The sequence below is a fragment of the Streptomyces rugosispiralis genome (assembly GCF_024505145.1).
GTDB lineage: Bacteria > Actinomycetota > Actinomycetes > Streptomycetales > Streptomycetaceae > Streptomyces > Streptomyces rugosispiralis.
The window spans coordinates 1-18,100 of the sequence record NZ_JANIAA010000077.1; the positions used below are offsets into that span (position 1 = coordinate 1).

The window sequence follows — 18,100 nt, forward strand, 5'->3', positions numbered from 1 at the left end:
AACCTCGGACACACCCCCCCCCCACCCAGCCAACGCCGCGGCCTGCCCCCGCAACGCCTCCACACCCCGCCCCGACACCACCCACGGAACCACCCCACCCACCTCACAGGACGGCCCCGGCACATCCTCGTCAGGAGCCTGCTCCACAATCACATGCGCATTGGTGCCACTGATCCCGAACGCGGACACCCCGGCCCGGCGTGGCCGCTCGTTCCTCGGCCACTCCACCGCCTCGGTCAGCAGCCGCACCGCCCCGCCGGACCAGTCCGCCTGCGGGGTCGGCTCGTCGACGTGCAGCGTGGCGGGCAGCAGTTGATGGCGCAGGGCCATCACCATCTTGATCACACCGGCCACACCCGCCGCACCCTGCGTATGCCCGATGTTGGACTTCAACGAACCGAGCCACAGCGGCCGGTCCTCCGGCCGGTCCCGGCCGTACGCGGCGAGCAGCGCATCGGCCTCGATCGGGTCGCCGAGCGTGGTGCCCGTGCCATGGGCCTCCACCGCGTCCACCTCGGCGGAGGACAGCTGCGCGTTGATCAGCGCCTGGCGGATCACTCGCTGCTGGGAGGGACCGTTCGGGGCAGTGAGCCCGTTCGACGCGCCGTCCTGGTTGATGGCCGAGCCCCGGAGCACCGCCAGCACCTGGTGGCCGTTGCGCTGGGCGTCGGAGAGCCGCTCCAGCAGCAGGAGCCCCACGCCCTCCGAGAACCCCGTGCCGTCCGCGGCGGCCGCGAAGGGCTTGCAGCGGCCGTCGGGGGCGAGGCCGCGCTGGCGGGAGAACTCCACAAAGGTGTTCGGGGTGGTCATGACGGTCACACCACCGGCCAGGGCCAGGGTGCATTCGCCCTGGCGCAGCGCCTGGCAGGCCAGATGCATCGCCACCAGCGACGACGAGCACGCCGTATCCACCGTCACCGCGGGTCCCTCCAGGCCGAGGGTGAAGGCCACCCGGCCGGAGACGACGCTCAGGGTGTTTCCGGTGAGCAGATATCCTTCCGCGCTCTTTTCGATCTGCGGGGTGCCGAAGCCGAGGATTCCGGCGCCCGCGTAGACCCCGGTGGGGGTGCCCTTCAAGGAGGTGGGGTCGATTCCGGCGCGTTCGAGCAATTCCCAGGAGACTTCGAGCAGTTGGCGCTGCTGGGGTTCGGCCGCCAGGGCCTCGCGCGGGCTGATGCCGAAGAAGGTGGCGTCGAAGCCGTCGGCCCGGTCCAGGAATCCGCCGTGGCGGACATAGCTGGTGCCGGAGTGGTCGGGGTCCGGGTGGAACAGCCCGTCCAGGTCCCAGCCGCGGTCGGTCGGAAACTCCCCGACCGCGTCCCCGCGCGAGGCGACCAGCCGCCACAGCTCCTCGGGCGAGGTGATCCCGCCGGGAAACCGGCAGGCCATGCTGACGATGGCCACCGGCTCCTGGGAACGCTCCTCCAGCTCGCGAAGTCGCCGACGCGTCTGCCCCAGATCGGCCGTGACCTTCTTGAGGTACTGGCGGAGCTTCTCTTCGGTACCCGACATCAGTTCCGCGCCTCCATCAGGGCAGTTCACGGTCAATGAGCTCGAACATCTCGTCGTCCGAGGCGGCTTCGAGGGCGTCGAAGCCGGTCGCGCCGGCCGGGTCGCCGGACCCGCCGCCGTTCCACTTCGCCAGCAGGGCGCCCAGCCGTTTGGCGATCCGCTGCCGGCCTTCGTCGTCGGTGTCGAGGGCGGCCAGGGTGGTGTCCAGCCTGGCCAGCTCGCCCAGGACCGGGTCGACGGCGTCCCGTCCCGGCGTGGCCCCGTCGCCGGGGGCCAGCCGTTCCAGCAGGTAGTCGGCGAGTCCGGCCGCTTCCGGGTAGTCGAAGACCATCCCGGCGGGCAGGCGCAGACCGGTGGCGGCGGCGAGGCGGTTGCGCAGTTCGACGGCGGTCAGGGAGTCGAATCCCAGCTCCTTGAAGCTGGCCTCGGCCTGTACGGCGTCCACGTCGGCGTGTCCGAGCACCGTGGCGGCGTGGCCGCGGACCAGGTTGAGCACGAGGCGGTGGCGTTCGGCCGTGGACAGGCCCGCGAGCCGGGCGCCCCAGTCGACCTGCCGGTCCTCCCCGGCCGCCGCCGCGGTGCGCCGCCCGGTGCCGCCACCGCCGCCGGTGGCGGCCAGGGCGCGCAGCGTGGCGGGCAGACTGTCAGCGGGCAGTCCGGCGAGGGTGCGGGGGTTCACCTGGGCGGCGACCAGATGGGCACCGCCGTGCTGCACGGCGGCGTCGAGCAGCGCCAGACCCTGCCGGGTGCCGAGGGCGGCCACCCCCGTACGGGACATCCGGGCCAGATCCGCCTCGGCCAGGTGTCCGGTCATCCCGCTGGCGTCGGCCCACAGGCCCCAGGCGATCGAGACACCCGGCAGCCCGGCGGCCCGCCGGTGGGCGGCGAGGGCGTCACAAAAGGCGTTGGCGGCGGCGTAGTTGGCCTGCCCCGGGCTGCCGAGTGTGCCCGCGGCGGAGGAGAAGAGGACGAACATGCCGAGCCGCAGATGGGCCGTGGCCGTGTGCAGATGGGCGGCGGCCGTGGCCTTGGCCGTCCAGACCCGCGCCAGCCGTTCGGGGGTCTGTGAGGTGACCACCGCGTCGTCCAGCACACCGGTGGCGTGGATGACCCCGGTCAGCGGATGTTCGGGGTCGATCCCCGCCACCAGTTCCGCCACCGCCGAGGCGTCGGTGACGTCCGCCGCCGCGACGCGCACCCGCGCGCCCAGTTCCTCCAGCCGGGCGGCCAGGTCGCGGGCGCCCGGAGCGTCCGGCCCCCGCCTGCTCACCAGCAGCAGATGGCCGATCCCCCAGGCGCGGACGAGGTGTTCGGCGATGTAGCCGCCCAGGGTGCCGGTGCCACCGGTGATGAGGACCGTGCCGTCCGGATCGACCGCGGCGGGTACGTCGAGCACCAGCTTGCCGGTGTGCTTGGCCTGGCTCAGCTGCCGCAGCGCGTCCCGCGCCCGGCTGAGCGGCCAGGGCCGTACGGGTGCGGGTCGCAGCGCTCCGGCGGCGAACAGCTCACTCAACTCGCGCAGCATCTCGCCGACGCGGTCCGGCCCGGCATCGGGGACCAGGTCGAACGCGCGATAGCGGACGCCCGTGCGCACGGCGGCGAGGTGGTCCGGGTCGCGGATGTCGGTCTTGCCCATCTCGGAGAGCCGCCCGCCGTCGGCCAGCAGCCGCAATGAGGCGTCCACGAAGGGCCCGGCGAGGCTGTTGAGCACCACATCGACACCGCGTCCGCCGGTGGCCTCGCGGAACACCTCCGCGAAGTCCAGATCGCGCGACGAGGCCCGATGCGCCTGGTCGATGCCCATCTCCTCCAGCACCCCGTGCTTACCGGGGCTCGCGGTGGCATAGACCTCGGCGCCCAGGTGGCGGGCGATCTGCACCGCCGCCATGCCGACGCCACCGGTGGCGGCGTGGATCAGCACGGTTTCGCCATTCCGCAGCCCGGCCAGGTCCACCAGCCCGTACCAGGCGGTGAGGAACACCACCGGTACGGCGGCCGCCTGCCGGAAGCTCCAGCCGTCGGGGATGGGGACGACCATGCGCGCGTCCGCCACCGCCCACGGGCCGAACGCGCCCTCGAACAGGCCCATCACCCGGTCGCCCACCGCGAGCCCGGTCACCTCCGGGCCGATGTCCACGACCACTCCGGCGCCCTCGCTGCCGCGGAACACCCCGCCTCCGGGGTACATCCCGACGACGATGAGCGCGTCGCGGAAGTTCATGCCCGCAGCGTGCACCGCGATCCGGACCTCTCCCGGCCGCAGTGGCTCGAGTACCTCGGGGCACGGCACGGGCGTCACATTGTCCACGGTGGACGCGCCCTCCACGGCGAGCCGCCACCCGGGATGTGCCACCGGGCCCACCAGACCGCCGCTGCCGGGGCCGCCCGCGCGCAGCAGACGGGGTGCCCACACCCGGCCGGGGCCCACCGCCACCTGCGGTTCGTCCAGGGCGACGGCCCTCAGCACACCGTCCAGCACCGCCGCGCCGATCTCGTCGGGGCCGGGCGCGCCGTGCGGATCGCGGTCGAGCAGGATGAACCGGTCCGGGTTCTCCGCCTGTGCGCTGCGCAGCAGCCCCCACACGGCGGCACCGGCCGTGTCCACGGCCCCGGATCCGGGGTCTTCCGCCACCGGGCCACCGGCCGCGACCGCGCCGTGTGTCACCACGACCAAGCGGCTCTCGGCCAGCCGGGGTTCGGCCAGCCAGCCCCGCAGCAGGTCCAGGGTCCGCCGTACGGCCGCGAGGGCATCGGCCTCCGCGGCCACGATGTCCACGGCCGTAATCGAGGCCGGTACGGCGGTCAGCGCCACCGAGGGCACGGGTGTCCCGGCGTCGATCGCCGCGACCAGCGACTCCAGGTCCGGGTGGCGGACCACGCCCGAGGGGGCCCAGTCCAGGCCCTCGGAGCCCAGCGCCACCCAGCCGCCGTCCCCGGCCACCGGCTGTGGCAGGCCCGTGTCCGCGCCGGGCGCCGGCTCGGGGAGCGGGGTCCAGTCCAGGGTGAACAGCCCGTCCACGGCGGCTCGGCCGGCGGTCCGCAGCTCATCCGTACGGGCGGGGCGCAGCACCAGCGAGTCGACCGTGAGGACCAGGTCGCCGACGGCGTCGGCCACGGCGATCCGCAGCGCCCGCTCGCCGTCCGCGCCCTGCTCACACGGGGACAGCCGGACGCGTACGGTGGTCGCTCCGGCGGCCCACAGTGCTACGCCGTTCCAGGCGAACGGCAGCCACACCCGGCCGTCGTCGTGCTGCTCCTCGGGCTGGTCGGGCCGGTCTGCCCAGGCCGCCCGGTCTGCCTGGTCTACCCGGTCTACCCGATCTGCCCGGTTGAGGAGGGACGCCGGGTGCAGCGCCGCGTCCAGCAGCGCCGGGTGGATGCCGAATCCGGCCTGGTCGCCCGCGGCTTGGGGCAGCGCCACCTCGGCGAGCACATCCGCGCCGTCGCGCCACAGTTTGCGGACGCCCTGGAACGCGGGCCCGTATCCGTATCCGGCGGCCTCGGCGCGCTCGTAGAAGCCGTCGATGTCCACCGGCTCCGCGTTCGGCGGGGGCCACGCCCCGGAGGGCTGGGGTGCCGGTTCGCCGTGGGGGCCGAGTACGCCCACCGCATGGCACACCCAGACCGGGTCCGCGGTGGTTTCGGTGTCGCGGTCGGGCCGGGAGTACACCCGTACGTCGCGGCGTCCGTCGTCGGCGGCCTCGCCCACCACCACCTGGACGCGCAGCCCGCCGGTGTCGGGGAGGACGAGCGGGAGCTGCAGGGCGAGTTCCTCCACCGTGCCGCAGCCCGCCTCGTCGGCGGCCCGCAGCGCCCATTCGACCTGGGCCGCGCCCGGGACCAGCCGGGCGCCCGCCACCATGTGTTCGCCGAGCCAGCCCTCGCCGCCACCGGCCGTCAGCCGTCCGGTGAGCAGATGGGTGCTGCCGTCGGCGAGCTCCACGGCCGCCCCGAGCAGCGGGTGTTCGGCGGAGACCAGGCCGAGGTCGGTGGGGTCACCGCCACGGCCCGCGGTGCCCTCGAGCCAGTAGCGCTCGCGCTGGAAGGCGTAGGTGGGCAGCGGCACGGTGCGGGGCGCGGGGTCGGTGGGGAACAGGGTGGTCCAGTCGACGTCGGCCCCCGCGGTGAACGCCTGGGCCAGCGACCGCACCAGCTGGGCGAGATCGCCGTGGTCCCGGCGCAGGGTGGGGACGGTGGCGGCGGGGACGCCCGCCTCCTCGAAGCTCTCCTGCATGCCCACCGTGAGGACGGGGTGGGTGCTGGCCTCGATGAACACCCGGTGGCCGGCGGCCAGCAGCGCCTGGATCGCCTCGGCGAACCGCACCCGCTCCCGCAGATTCCGCACCCAGTAGCCCGTGTCCAGGACGGAGCCTTCGGCTCGGGCACCGGTCACGGTGGAGTAGAACACCACCCCGGACGCGGGCGCCTCGACCGGCTCAACTCCCCTGAGCAGCAAGGAGAGTTCGTCGGAGATCTCATCGACCTGGGGACTGTGCGAGGCGTAGTCCACCTCGATCATCCGGGCGCGCTCGCCGGTGCCACGGCAGGCGGCCACGGTCGCGGCCACCTGCTCCGGCGGGCCGGACACCACCGTGGAGGCGGGGCCGTTCACGGCGGCCACGACCACGGCGGCGGCGCGGTCGCCGAGTCCGGACAGCAGATCCGTGGCCTGCTCCTGTCCCACACCGAGGGAGGCCATGGCCCCGCCGCCGGCCAGTTGGCGCAGCGCCCGGCTGCGCAGGGCCACGATCCGGGCGCCGTCCTCCAAGGTGAGCGCCCCGGCCACACAGGCGGCGGCGATCTCGCCCTGGCTGTGGCCCACCACGGCGGCGGGCCGTACCCCATGGCCCGCCCAGACAGCGGCCAGGGACACCATCACCGCCCACAGGACGGGCTGCACCACATCCACCCGGCTCAGATCGCCCGCGCCGTCCACACCGCGCAGCACATCGGTGAGCGACCAGTCGACGTGCGGCGCGAGGGCTCGTTCGCACTCGGCCACCCGGGCGGCGAACACCGGTGAGGCGTCCAGCAGTCCGGCGCCCATCCCGATCCACTGGGAGCCCTGGCCGGGAAAGACCAGCACCGGGCCCGCGCCGCCCGCGGTGGCGGAGGTGCCCGTGTGCACCACGCCCGGGTGTGTCTCGTCGGCCGCCAGGGCCTCGACGGCCGCCGTCAGTTCGGCGTGGCTCTCGCCGACCACCACGGCGCGGTGGTCGAACAGGGTGCGGGAGTGGATGAGCGACCAGCCCACCTCGGCGGGCGAGGCCGAGGGGCCGGTGGCCAGCCGCGCGGCCAGCGCCCGCGCCTGGTCCCGCAGCGCGCCCGCGCCCCGCGCGGACAGCACCCAGGGCACCACCCGGCGGCCGTCGGGCCCGGACTCGGACTCGGATTCCGCACGTCGGCCGGGGGCCTGTTCCAGGATCACATGGGCGTTGGTGCCGCTGATCCCGAAGGACGACACACCGGCCCGGCGCGGACCCTGGCCCGTCGGCCACTCGACCGCCTCGGTCAGCAGCCGCACTCCATCGTCGTCCCACTCCACATGCGGGCTCGGCTCATCGATGTGCAGTGACGCGGGCAGCAGACCATGGCGCATCGCCATCACCATCTTGATCACACCCGCCACGCCCGCGGCGGCCTGCGTATGACCGATGTTGGACTTGATGGAGCCGAGCCACAGCGGACGGCCCTCCGGCCGTTCCCGCCCGTACGTGGCCAGCAGGGCCTGGGCCTCGACGGGATCGCCGAGCGTGGTGCCCGTCCCGTGGGCCTCCACCACGTCGACGTCCGCCGGGGAGAGCCGTGCGGTGGCCAGGGCCTGGCGGATCACCCGCTGCTGGGACGGCCCGTTCGGCGCGGTCAGGCCGTTGGACGCGCCGTCCTGGTTGACCGCCGACCCACGGATCACCGCCAGTACCTCACGGCCGTTGCGGTGCGCGTCCGACAGCCGCTCCAGGACGAGCAGCCCGATGCCCTCGCCCCAGCCGGTGCCGTCGGCGGCCGCGGCGAACGGCTTGCAGCGGCCGTCCGGGGCAAGTCCGCGCTGTCGCGAGAACTCCACGAAGGTGTTCGGCGTGGCCATCACCGTGACACCACCGGCCAGGGCCAGGGTGCACTCCCCCTGCCGCAGGGCCTGCGCGGCGAGATGCATGGCCACCAGCGACGACGAACACGCCGTGTCCACCGTCACCGCGGGCCCCTCCAGGCCGAAGGTGAACGCCACCCGGCCGGAGGCGATACTCGGTGTGCTGCCGGTCATCAGCCGGCCCTCGACACCCTCCGGGGTGCGGCCCAGGAAGCGGCTGCCGTAGTCGTCGTACATCACTCCGGTGATCACCGCGCCGCGGCTGCCCCGCAGGCTCACCGGGTCGATGCCCGCGCTCTCGAACGCCTGCCACGCCGTCTCCAGCAGCAGCCGCTGCTGGGGGTCGGTGGCCAGCGCCTCGCGGGGTGAGATCCCGAAGAACTCGGCGTCGAACCGCGGTGCCTCGTAGAGGAATCCGCCCTCGCGGGCGTAGCTGGTGCCGGTGTGGTCCGGGTCGGGGTCGAACAGGCCCCCGAGGTCCCAGCCACGGTCCGCGGGGAACTCCCCGATCGCGTCCACGCCCTCGGCCACCAGCCGCCACAGCGCCTCGGGGGAGCCGACGCCGCCCGGGTAGTGGCAGGCCATGCCGACGATGGCGATCGGGTCGTCGTCGGTGGCCACGACGGCTGCCGTCGCCGGGAGCGGGGTCCCGGCCGGTGCGCCGACCAGCCGCTCCCGCAGGAAGCCGACCAGGGCGTCGGGGGTCGGATAGTCGAAGACGACGGTGGCCGGAATCCTGGTCCCGGTGGCGGCGTTGAGCCGGTTGCGCAGGTCAAGCGCCGTCAGCGAGTCGAAGCCGAGGTCCTGGAAGGCCCTGCCCAGGTCGATGGCCTCCGGTGCGGGATGGGCGAGCACGGTGGCCACCTGGTCGCGTACCAGCTCTCCGATGAGCCGGTCCTGCTCCTCGGTGGACAGCCCGGCGAGCCGCCCGGACAGGGAGCCCGCCCCGGTGTTCCGCGCGGCCCGCGCGGGGACGTGCACCAACCGCCGCAGCACGGGCGGAAGTGGCCCGGCGGCGGCCCGGGTGCGCAGCGCCGAGAGGTCGAAGCGCGCGGGGACGAGGGTGGGATGGTCGGTGGTGAGCGCCGCGTCGAGCAGCGTCAGCGCCCGCTCGTTGGAGACGGGGGCGATACCGGAGCGGGCCATCCGGGCGAGGTCCGCGTCGTCCAGGTGGCCGGTCATGCCACCGGCGGACGCCAGCAGCCCCCAGGCCAGCGTGTGGGCCGTCCGGCCTTCGGCACGGCGGTGTTCGGCGAGGGCGTTGAGGAACATGTTGGCCGCGGCGTAGTTGGCCTGGCCGCCGTTGCCCATGATGGAGGCGGCGGAGGAGAACAGCACGAACGCGGCCGGATCCATGTCCCGGGTCAGCCGGTGCAGATGCCATGCGGCGTCCAGCTTCGGGGCGAGTACGGTGTCGAGTTGCTCGGGGGTCATGGCGGTGACCACACCGTCGTCGAGCACCCCCGCGGCGTGGATGACGGCCGTCAGCGGATGGGCTTCGGGGAGCGTGGCGAGCAGGTCGGCCAGCGCCTCGGGGTCGGCGGCGTCACACGCGGTGACGCGTACGTCCGCCGCGCCCAGCGCGGTCAGTTCGTCCGCGAACGCGTCGATGTCCTGCGTGATGCCACCGCGCCGGCTGACCAGTAGCAGATGGCGGGCGCCGTGTGCGGTGACCAGATGGCGGGCCACCAGCCGCCCCAGCGCTCCGGTGCCACCGGTGATCAGTGCGGTGCCGTCCGGATCGAGGGCGCGGGGCGGGGTGTCCCGGTCGGGTCGGACGGTGACCAGACGGGGCACATGGGCCGTTCCCGCCCGTACCGCCACCTCGGATTCGGCACCGGCGACGGCGGCCGGGAGGACGGTGCGCAGGGCTTCGCGCGAGGCGGGGTCGTCGTCCAGGTCCAGCAGCAGGATGCGCTCGGGGTGCTCGGCCTGGGCGGCGCGGACCAGGCCCCATACGGGCGCCGTGGCCAGGTCGGCGGGCCCGTCCCCGGGGCCGGTGGCGACGGCGCCACGGGTGGCGATGACGAGCCGGGTCCCGCTGAACCGCTCGTCCGTCAGCCACGCGCGCAGCGCGTCGAGGACGTGATGGACCGCCGCGCGTACACGGGCGGGCGTCTCGTCCGGGTGTGGTGAGGTGTCCGGTGCGCCGGGGCATTCGAGGACGACGATGTCGGGGGCGGGCTGTCCACCGTCGAGCGCGGTTCGCAGGGCGGCCAGGTCCGGATGGGCCGGGAGGGCCGGGTCCTGGTCCTGGTCCGGGTCCTGGTCCGGGGTTCCCACGAGCGCCCAACTCGCGGCGGCCGGGGCGGTGTCGGCGGAGACCGGATACGGCTGCCAGTCCAGGCGGTACAGCGGGGCGTCGGCCGTGGCGGCGCGGGCCGAGCGCCAGCGGTCGGCGGGGATCTCCCGCAGCCCGAGGGCGTCGATGGTGGCCACGGGCGCGCCGTGGTCGTCGGTCAGCCGCAGCGTGATGGTGTCCGGGGCGGTGGGGGTGATGCGTACGCGCAGCCGGGTGGCGCCGGTGGCGAAGAGCCGCACCCCGCCGAAGGAGAACGGCAGCCGGACGGTCCCCTCGGCGCCGTCCGGCACGTGGCCGTCGCCGAAGCCGCGGGAGCCGTCGGAACTGCCCGAACTGCCGGAGCCGCCGGAACTGCCGAACAGCTCCTCCACCGGGTGCAGGGCGCTGTCGAGCAGGGCGGGGTGCAGCCCGTAGCCCTCGGCCTCGCCGCGCTGTTCGGGGGCCAGACGCACCTCGGCGAACATCTCCTCGCCGAGCCGCCACGCGGTGTGCAGTCCGCGGAAGGCGGGTCCGTAGGCGTATCCCTGCACGGCCAGGCGCTCGTACAGGTCCGCCACGTCGACCGGGACGGCCCCGGCGGGTGGCCAGGCGGTGGCCGACGGCTCGTCGTCGGGCGGTGGCGTGGCCGGGTCTGCCAGTACGCCGGTGGCGTGGTGGTGCCAGGCGGCCGGGGCGTCCAGGGTGTCGCCGCCCTCGCCGGCGGGGCGTGAGGCGATGGTGACGGTCCGCCGTCCGGTCTCGTCGGGCGCGGTGACGGCGAGCTGGATCCGTACCGCGCCGGATGCGGGCAGGATCAGCGGCGTCTCCAGGGTGAGGTCGTCGACCAGCTCGCAGCCGGTGTGCGTGGCGGCGAGGAGGGCCAGCTCCAGCAGGGCCGTACCGGGCAGGGGGACGCTGTCCGCGATGGTGTGGTCGGCGAGCCAGGCATGGGTGTGCGCGGACAGCCGTCCGGTGAGCAGCAGCCCGCCGTCGGGCGTTTCCACGGCGGCCTGGAGCAGCGGGTGGCCGGTGGCGCCGAGGCCGACGGCGCGTACGTCCGCGGTGGCGTTCGGGACGGGCCGCCAGTACCGCTGCCGCTGGAACCGGTAGGTGGGCAGGTCGACATGGCCCGCGTCCTCGGGGAGGGCGGCGGCGAAGTCGACCGTGCCGCCGTCGATGTGCGTCAGGGCGAGCGCGGTCAGCAGCGTACGGGCCTCGTCGCGGCCCGGGCGCAGGGCGGTGGCGAACACGGGCGCGGTGTCGGGGGCGGCGGAGGTGCCGGCGGCCAGCGCGTCCTGGGCCATGGTGGTGAGGACGGCGTCCGGGCCGAGTTCGAGGTAGCGCGTCACGCCTTCGCCGTGCAGGGTGCGCAGCCCGTCGTGGAACCGTACGGGCTCGCTGACGTGGCGCACCCAGTACTCGGGGTCGCGGAGCTGCTCGGGGTCGGCCTGCCGGCCGGTGACGTTGGAGATCACCGGGATGCGCGGTGCGTGGTAGGTGAGCCGCCGCGCCACCTCGCGGAAGTCGTCGAGCATGGGGGCCAGGAGGGGCGAGTGGAAGGCGTGGCTGACCCGGAGCCGCTTGGTGCGGTGCCCTCGCTCCTTCAGGGTGCGGGCGATCTCGTCGACGGTGTCGGCGGCTCCGGACACGACCACCGAGGCGGGGCCGTTGACCGCGGCGAGCGCCACGCGGTCCGCACGGCCCGCGAGCAGGGGGAGGACCTGCTCCTCGGTGGCTTCGACGGCGGCCATGGCGCCGCCGGGAGGCAGCGCCTGCATCAACCGGCCGCGGGCACCCACCAGTTCGCAGGCGTCCGGCAGGGACAGCACGCCCGCCACATGCGCGGCCACCAGTTCGCCGACGGAGTGTCCGGTCAGGAACGAGGGGGTGAGTCCGAACGACTCGACGAGCCGGAAGAGCGCGGTCTCCAGGGCGAAGAGGGCCGCCTGGGTCACACCGGTGCCGTGCAGGGCCCGCGCCTGGTCGGTGTCCTCCGCCGCGAAGAGGATCTCGCGCAGCGGCCGGCCGGGCAGCGGATCGAGATGGGCGCAGACCTCGTCCAGGGTGGCGGCGAACACCTCGAAGGTCCGGTACAGCTCACGGCCCATACCGGGCCGCTGGCTGCCCTGCCCGGTGAACATGAAGGCGGTGCCGCCGGAGCGGCTCGCCGCCGTGGCCCGGATCAGCCCGGGGTGGCTCTGGTCGTCGGCCAGCGCCCGCACGGCGGCCAGCAGTTCGGCACGGTCCTCGCCGATGGCCACGGCCCGGTGTTCGAAGGCCGAGCGGGTGCGCGCCAGCGACCAGCCCACATCGGCCGCGGGCAGCCCGGGGTGGGCGGTGAGGTGGGCGGCGAGTGCCTCGGCCTGGTCCCGTAGCGCCTGTCCGGTACGGGCCGACACCACCCAGGGCACCACGCGGCGGTCCGGCGTCGCCGTGTCCGCGGCGGTCGGCTCAAGGGTCCCGTCCGACGTGACGGGCATGTCGGCGGGGGGCTGTTCGAGCAGCAGATGGGCGTTGGTCCCGGAGATGCCGAAGGAGGACACCGCGGCCCGGCGGGGCCGTTCGCCACGCGGCCATCCGACGGCTTCGGTGAGCAGGCGTACGGCGCCGGTGTCCCATGCCACGTGGGGCGTGGGCTCGTTGACGTTCAAGGTGGCGGGCAGCGTCTCGTGCCGCATCGCCATGATCATCTTGATGACACCGGCCACGCCCGCGGCGCCCTGGGTGTGTCCGATGTTGGACTTGACCGACCCCAGCCACAGCGGCCGCTCCTCGGTCCGGTCCGGGCCGTAGGCGGCGAGCAGCGCATGGGCCTCGATGGGATCGCCGAGGCGGGTTCCGGTGCCATGCGCCTCCACCACGTCCACCTCGGCCGGGGACAGCCGTGCGTTCGCCAGCGCCTGGAGGATGACGCGCTGTTGGGAAGGCCCGTTGGGCGCGGTCAGGCCGTTGGAGGCGCCGTCCTGGTTGACGGCCGAGCCCCGGATCACCGCCAGCACCCGGTGGCCGTTGCGCCGGGCCTCCGACAGCCGCTCCAGCAGCACCAGGCCGACGCCTTCGGAGAAGGCCGTGCCGTCGGCGTCGGCGGAGAACGCCTTGCACCGACCGTCGGGAGCCAGCCCGCGCTGCCGGGAGAACTCGGTGAAGACGTTCGGGATGGCCATCACCGTCACCCCACCCGCCAGGGCGAGGGTGCACTCGCCCTGCCGCAGCGCCTGACACGCCAGGTGCATCGAGACCAGCGAGGACGAGCACGCCGTGTCCACCGTGACGGCCGGCCCCTCCAGGCCGAGGGTGTACGCCACCCGGCCGGAGAGCACACTGGGCGCGTTGCCCGTCACCAGATAGCCCTCGGCGCTCTTCTCGATGTGCGGGGTGCCGAAGCCGGGCAGCGCGGTCCCGGCGTACACGCCCGTCGAGGTGCCTTTCAGCGAGACGGGATCGATTCCGGCGCGTTCGAGGAGTTCCCAGGACACCTCGAGCAGCAGCCGCTGCTGCGGGTCGATGGCCAGCGCCTCGCGCGGGCTGATCCCGAAGAACTCGGGGTCGAAGCGGTCGGCGTCGTAGAGGAAACCGCCCTCCCGGGCATGGCTGGTGCCGGGGTGGTCCGGGTCCGGGTGAAACAGCCCCTCCAGGTCCCAGCCGCGGTCGTCGGGGAACTCCCCCATCGCGTGCGCGCCCGAGGCCAGGAGCCGCCACAGCGCCTCGGGCGTGTCCGCCCCGCCGGGGTAGCGGCAGGCCATGCCGACCACGGCCACCGGCTCCTGGGAGCGGTCCTCCAGCTCGCGCAGCCGCTGACGCGTTTCGTGCAGATCGCCTGCCACTCGCCTCAGATAGTCGACCAGCTTCTCTTCATTAGCGTGCGTCACGGAGGATCACCCGGCCTTCAGCGAAGGGCGCGCCACGTTGTTCATGACAGGCCAAGTTCGTTGTCGATGAAATCCAGAACCTGATCGGCGGTCGCCACCTGCAACCGCTCCACGGCATCGCCGTCGTCCGCCCGCGCCGACGAGCACATCGCCTTCCACTTGGACAGCAAGGTCTCCAGCCGGGCGGTGACCGTCCCGGAGTCCACGTCCTCGACGCCGACGGCCGACAGGCTGTTCTCCAGCCGCACCAACTCGTTCAGGACCGGGTGGGGCTGCGATACGCCGGGGCCCGGGGCACCCGGCTCACCGTCCGGGGAGAGCTCCCGGCGCAGATGCTCGGCCAGCACCGCCGCCTCCGGGTGGTCGAAGACGAGGGCCGCGGGCAGCCGCAGTCCGGTGGCCGCGGCCAGCCGGTTGCGCAGTTCCACGGCGGTGAGCGAGTCGAAGCCGAGGTCCTTGAACGACGCTTCCGGCTGCACCACACCCGGATCGGCGTGACCGAGCACGGTGGCCGCCTGGGTACGCACCAGGTTGAGCAGCAGCCGGTGCTGTTCGGTGGGGGGCAGTCCCCTGAGCCGGCTCGCCCAGTCGGTGTTCTGTCCGCCGGCGGCCGCCGTGGGCCGGGCCCGTCCGCTGCCACCGACGGTGGCGAGGGCCCGCAGCGGGGTGGGAAGGGTGCCCGGGACCTGAGCGGCGAGGGAGCCGGTGTCCAGGTGGAGCGCCAGCAGATGCGGATGGCCGTGGTGGCAGGCCGCGTCCAGCAGCGCCAGCCCCTCCTCGGTGCTGTTGGCCTTGATGCCCAGACGGCCGATCCGGGCCAGATCGGCGTCGGCCAGGCGTGCGGTGAGACCGCTGGTGGCCGCCCAGAGTCCCCATGCCACCGACAGTCCGGGAAGCCCGGCGGCCTGGCGTCGGGCCGCCAGGGCGTCGCAGAAGGCGTTGGCCGCGGCGTAGTTGGCCTGCCCGGGGGTGCCGAGATCGGAGGCGAAGGAGGAGAACAGGACGAACATGCCCAGCCGCAGCCGCGCGGTGGCGGTGTGCAGATGGGCCGCCGCCGCGGCCTTCGCCGCCCAGGCCCGCGCCAGCCGCTTCGGATCCTGCGAGGGAAGCATCGCGTCATCCAGCGCCCCCGCCGCGTGTACGACACCGGTCAGCGGGTGTGCCGGGTCGATGCCCGCGAGGGCCTCGGCCACCTGGGCGGCGTCGCCGATGTCGCAGGCGGCGACGCGTACGTCGGCCCCCAGGTCGGCGAGCCGGGCCATCAGTTCCTTCGCCCCGGGTGCGTCGGGGCCGCTGCGGCTCACCAGCAGCAGATGGCGGATGTTCCGGCCGCGGACGAGGTGCTCGGCGACGCGTCCGCCGATGGTGCCGGTGCCGCCGGTGATGAGCACGGTGCCCTCGGGGTCCACCGGGGCGGGGACGTCCAGGACCAGCTTGCCGGTGTGCCGGGCCTGGCTGAGACACCGCAGCGCCTCATGCGCCCGGCTGAGCGGCCACGCCCGTACCGGAGGCGGCGCCAGCACACCGGAGGCGAACAACTCGCCCAGTTCACGCAGCATTTCGCCGATACGGTCCGGACCGGCGTCGGCGATCAGGTCGTACACGTGGTAGCGAACGCCGGGGTGCTCGGCCGCGATCAGCTCCGGGCCGCGGATGTCGGTCTTGCCCATCTCCAGCAAACGGCCACCCTCGTGGAGGAGACGGAGCGAGGCGTCCACGAACTCACCGGCGAGGCTGTTGAGCACCACATCGACGCCCCGGCCACCGGTGGCCTCCCGGAACGCCTCCTCGAAGTCCAGATCGCGTGACGAGGCCCGGTGGGCCGCGTCAATGCCCATCTCCTCCAGGACCCCGTGCTTCGCCGGGCTCGCCGTCGCGTAGACCTCCGCGCCGAGATGCCGGGCGATCCGCACCGCGGCCGTTCCCACACCACCGGTCGCGGCATGGATCAGGACGCGTTCACCCGCCCGGAGCCCGCCCAGTTCCACGAGCCCGTACCAGGCGGTGAGGAACACGACGGGGGCGGCGGCCGCCTGCCGGAAGGTCCAGCCTTCGGGGATGGGTACGACCGTACGGGCGTCCGCCACGGCCAGCGGACCGAACGCGCCCTCGAACAGGCCCATCACCCGGTCGCCCACGGCGAGGCCGGTCACGCCGGGGCCGACCTCCCGCACCACACCGGCGCCCTCGCTGCCACCGAACACCGCGTCCCCGGGGTACATCCCCAACACCAGCAGCGCATCGCGGAAGTTGACGCCCGCCGCGTGGACATCGATGCGCACCTGGCCCTCCCGCAGCGGCTCCAGCACCTCCGGGCACGCCACCGGCCGTACGCTGTCCACCGTCCCGGCACCCTCGAGCCCGAGCCGCCACGCGGACTGCCCCGCCGGGGCCGCCAGGCCCGCGCTCGGCGCGGCACGCACCAGCCGGGGCATCAACGCCCGCCCCGCGCGCAGCGCCAACTGCGACTCGTCCATCTCGATGGCGTGCGCCACGGCGTCGGTCACGAGGCCGGCGGACACCTCGGCGTGCGGGTCGAGATCGAGCAGCAGGAAGCGGCCGGGGTTCTCGGCCTGGGCGCTGCGCACCAGACCCCAGACCGCGGCGCCCGCCACATCCGCGCTCTCGGCCGCGGGGTCGATGCCATCCGGGTCGCCGGTCGCGACGGCGCCACGTGTCGCCACCACCAACCGGGCCTCGGCCAGGCGCGGTTCGGCCAGCCAGCTCTGCGACAGCTCCAGGACCCGCTCCGCCGAGGCCAGCCCGTCGGCCGCCATCCCACCATCTCGGGCATGGACCGCCTCGGCGGGTCCGAGCGCCAGGACGACGGCGGGGGCGGGGGCGCCCGCGTCGAGCGCGCTGATCAGCGCCCGCGGATCCGGATGGCATACGGCGGCGGACCCGGCCGGAGCCCGGTCCTCGGGTCCCAGAATCACCCAGTCGGCGTCATCGGCGGGGTGATGCGTGGACCGCCCGTCGCCGTTGGGCGGCGCGGGAACCGGCAAGGGGGCCCAGTCCATGACGAACAGCCCGTCCACGCCCGGCCGTTGGGCCGTACGGAGCTGGTCGGCGTCGGCGGACCGCAGCACCACCGCGTCCGCGCTCAGCACCGGGGCGCCCAGGGCGTCGGCCACGGTCACCCGCAGCGTGCGTTCCCGCTCCGCGCTCGGCTCGTACGGAGAGATCCGCACCCGTACCGTGCTCGCCCCGGCCGCCCACAGCGACACCCCGTTCCAGGTGAACGGCAGCCACACCCGGCCACCGGCCGACTCGGCGTCGTTCGGTGACCCATCGGTCAGCAGAACGGGATGCAGGGCGGCGTCGAGCAGCGCCGGGTGGATGCCGAACCCCGTCCGCTCCCCCGCGGCCTCGGGCAGCGCCACCTCGGCCAGCAGGTCCGCACCGTCCCGCCACACCGCGCGCAGCCCCTGGAAGGCGGGACCGTACGCGTATCCCGACGCGGCGATGTGCTGGTAGAAGTCCGCGGGGCCGATCGGCTTCGCACCCGCCGGTGGCCATGCCCCGCCCAACTCCTCCAGTGGCGTGGAGCCGTCGGGAGGTGGGCTCAGCACGCCCTCCGCATGGCACACCCACCCGGCCGCCGGGTCGGCGCCGTCGTCGGGGCGCGAGTACATCCGCACATCGCGTCGGCCATCGGCGCCCGGCCCGCCGACGACCACTTGCAGGCGCACCCCGCCGCTGGGCGGCAGCACAAGCGGTACCTGGAGCGCCAGCTCCTCCACTCCACCGCAGCCGACCTCGTCGGCCGCCCGCAGCGCCCACTCCACCAGCGCGGCTCCGGGCACCAGGGTCGCGTCCGCCACCACATGGTCGGCGAGCCAGCCATGGGACTGCGCCGAGAGCCGTCCCGTCAGCAGATGGCCCTGGCCGTCGGCGAGCTCCACGGCGGCGCTCAGCAACGGATGGCCCGCGGCGACCAGTCCGAGATCGGTGGGGTCGGCACCCCGGCCACTGAGGCCGTCGAGCCAATAGCGCTGGTGCTGGAAGGCGTACGTGGGCAGATCGACGGTACGGGGGGTGGGGTCGGCCGGGAACGCCGCCTTCCAGTCCACCTCGACCCCGGCGATGAACGCCTGGCCGAGGGAGTGGAGGAGCTGGGCCTGGCCACCGTGATCGCGACGCAGGGTCGGTACGGCGACCGCGTCGACACCGGCCTGCTCGAATGTCTCCTGTAGGCCGAGGATCAGTACGGGGTGGGTGCTGGCCTCGATGAACACCCGATGCCCGTCCATCAGCAGCGCCTCGACGGCATCGGCGAACCGCACCCGCTCCCGCAGATTCCGAACCCAATAGTCCGCGTCCAGGCCAGCCGCATCAGCTCGGCCACCA

General features: G+C 74.2%; 3 protein-coding genes. All 3 read right to left on the minus strand.

Translation table 11 applies throughout. The annotated features are described in order from the left end of the window. A partial coding sequence (locus NP777_RS45700) for a type I polyketide synthase (RefSeq protein WP_256656117.1) occupies positions 1-1,512 on the minus strand: 1,512 nt, incomplete at its 3' end. A gap of 16 nt (positions 1,513-1,528) precedes the next feature. Next, on the minus strand, positions 1,529-13,750 hold the full coding sequence (locus NP777_RS45705; protein ID WP_256656118.1) for a type I polyketide synthase: 12,222 nt from the start codon (positions 13,748-13,750) through the stop codon (positions 1,529-1,531). 41 nt (positions 13,751-13,791) lie between these two features. Next, a partial coding sequence (locus tag NP777_RS45710) for an SDR family NAD(P)-dependent oxidoreductase (protein WP_256656119.1) occupies positions 13,792-18,100 on the minus strand: 4,309 nt, incomplete at its 5' end.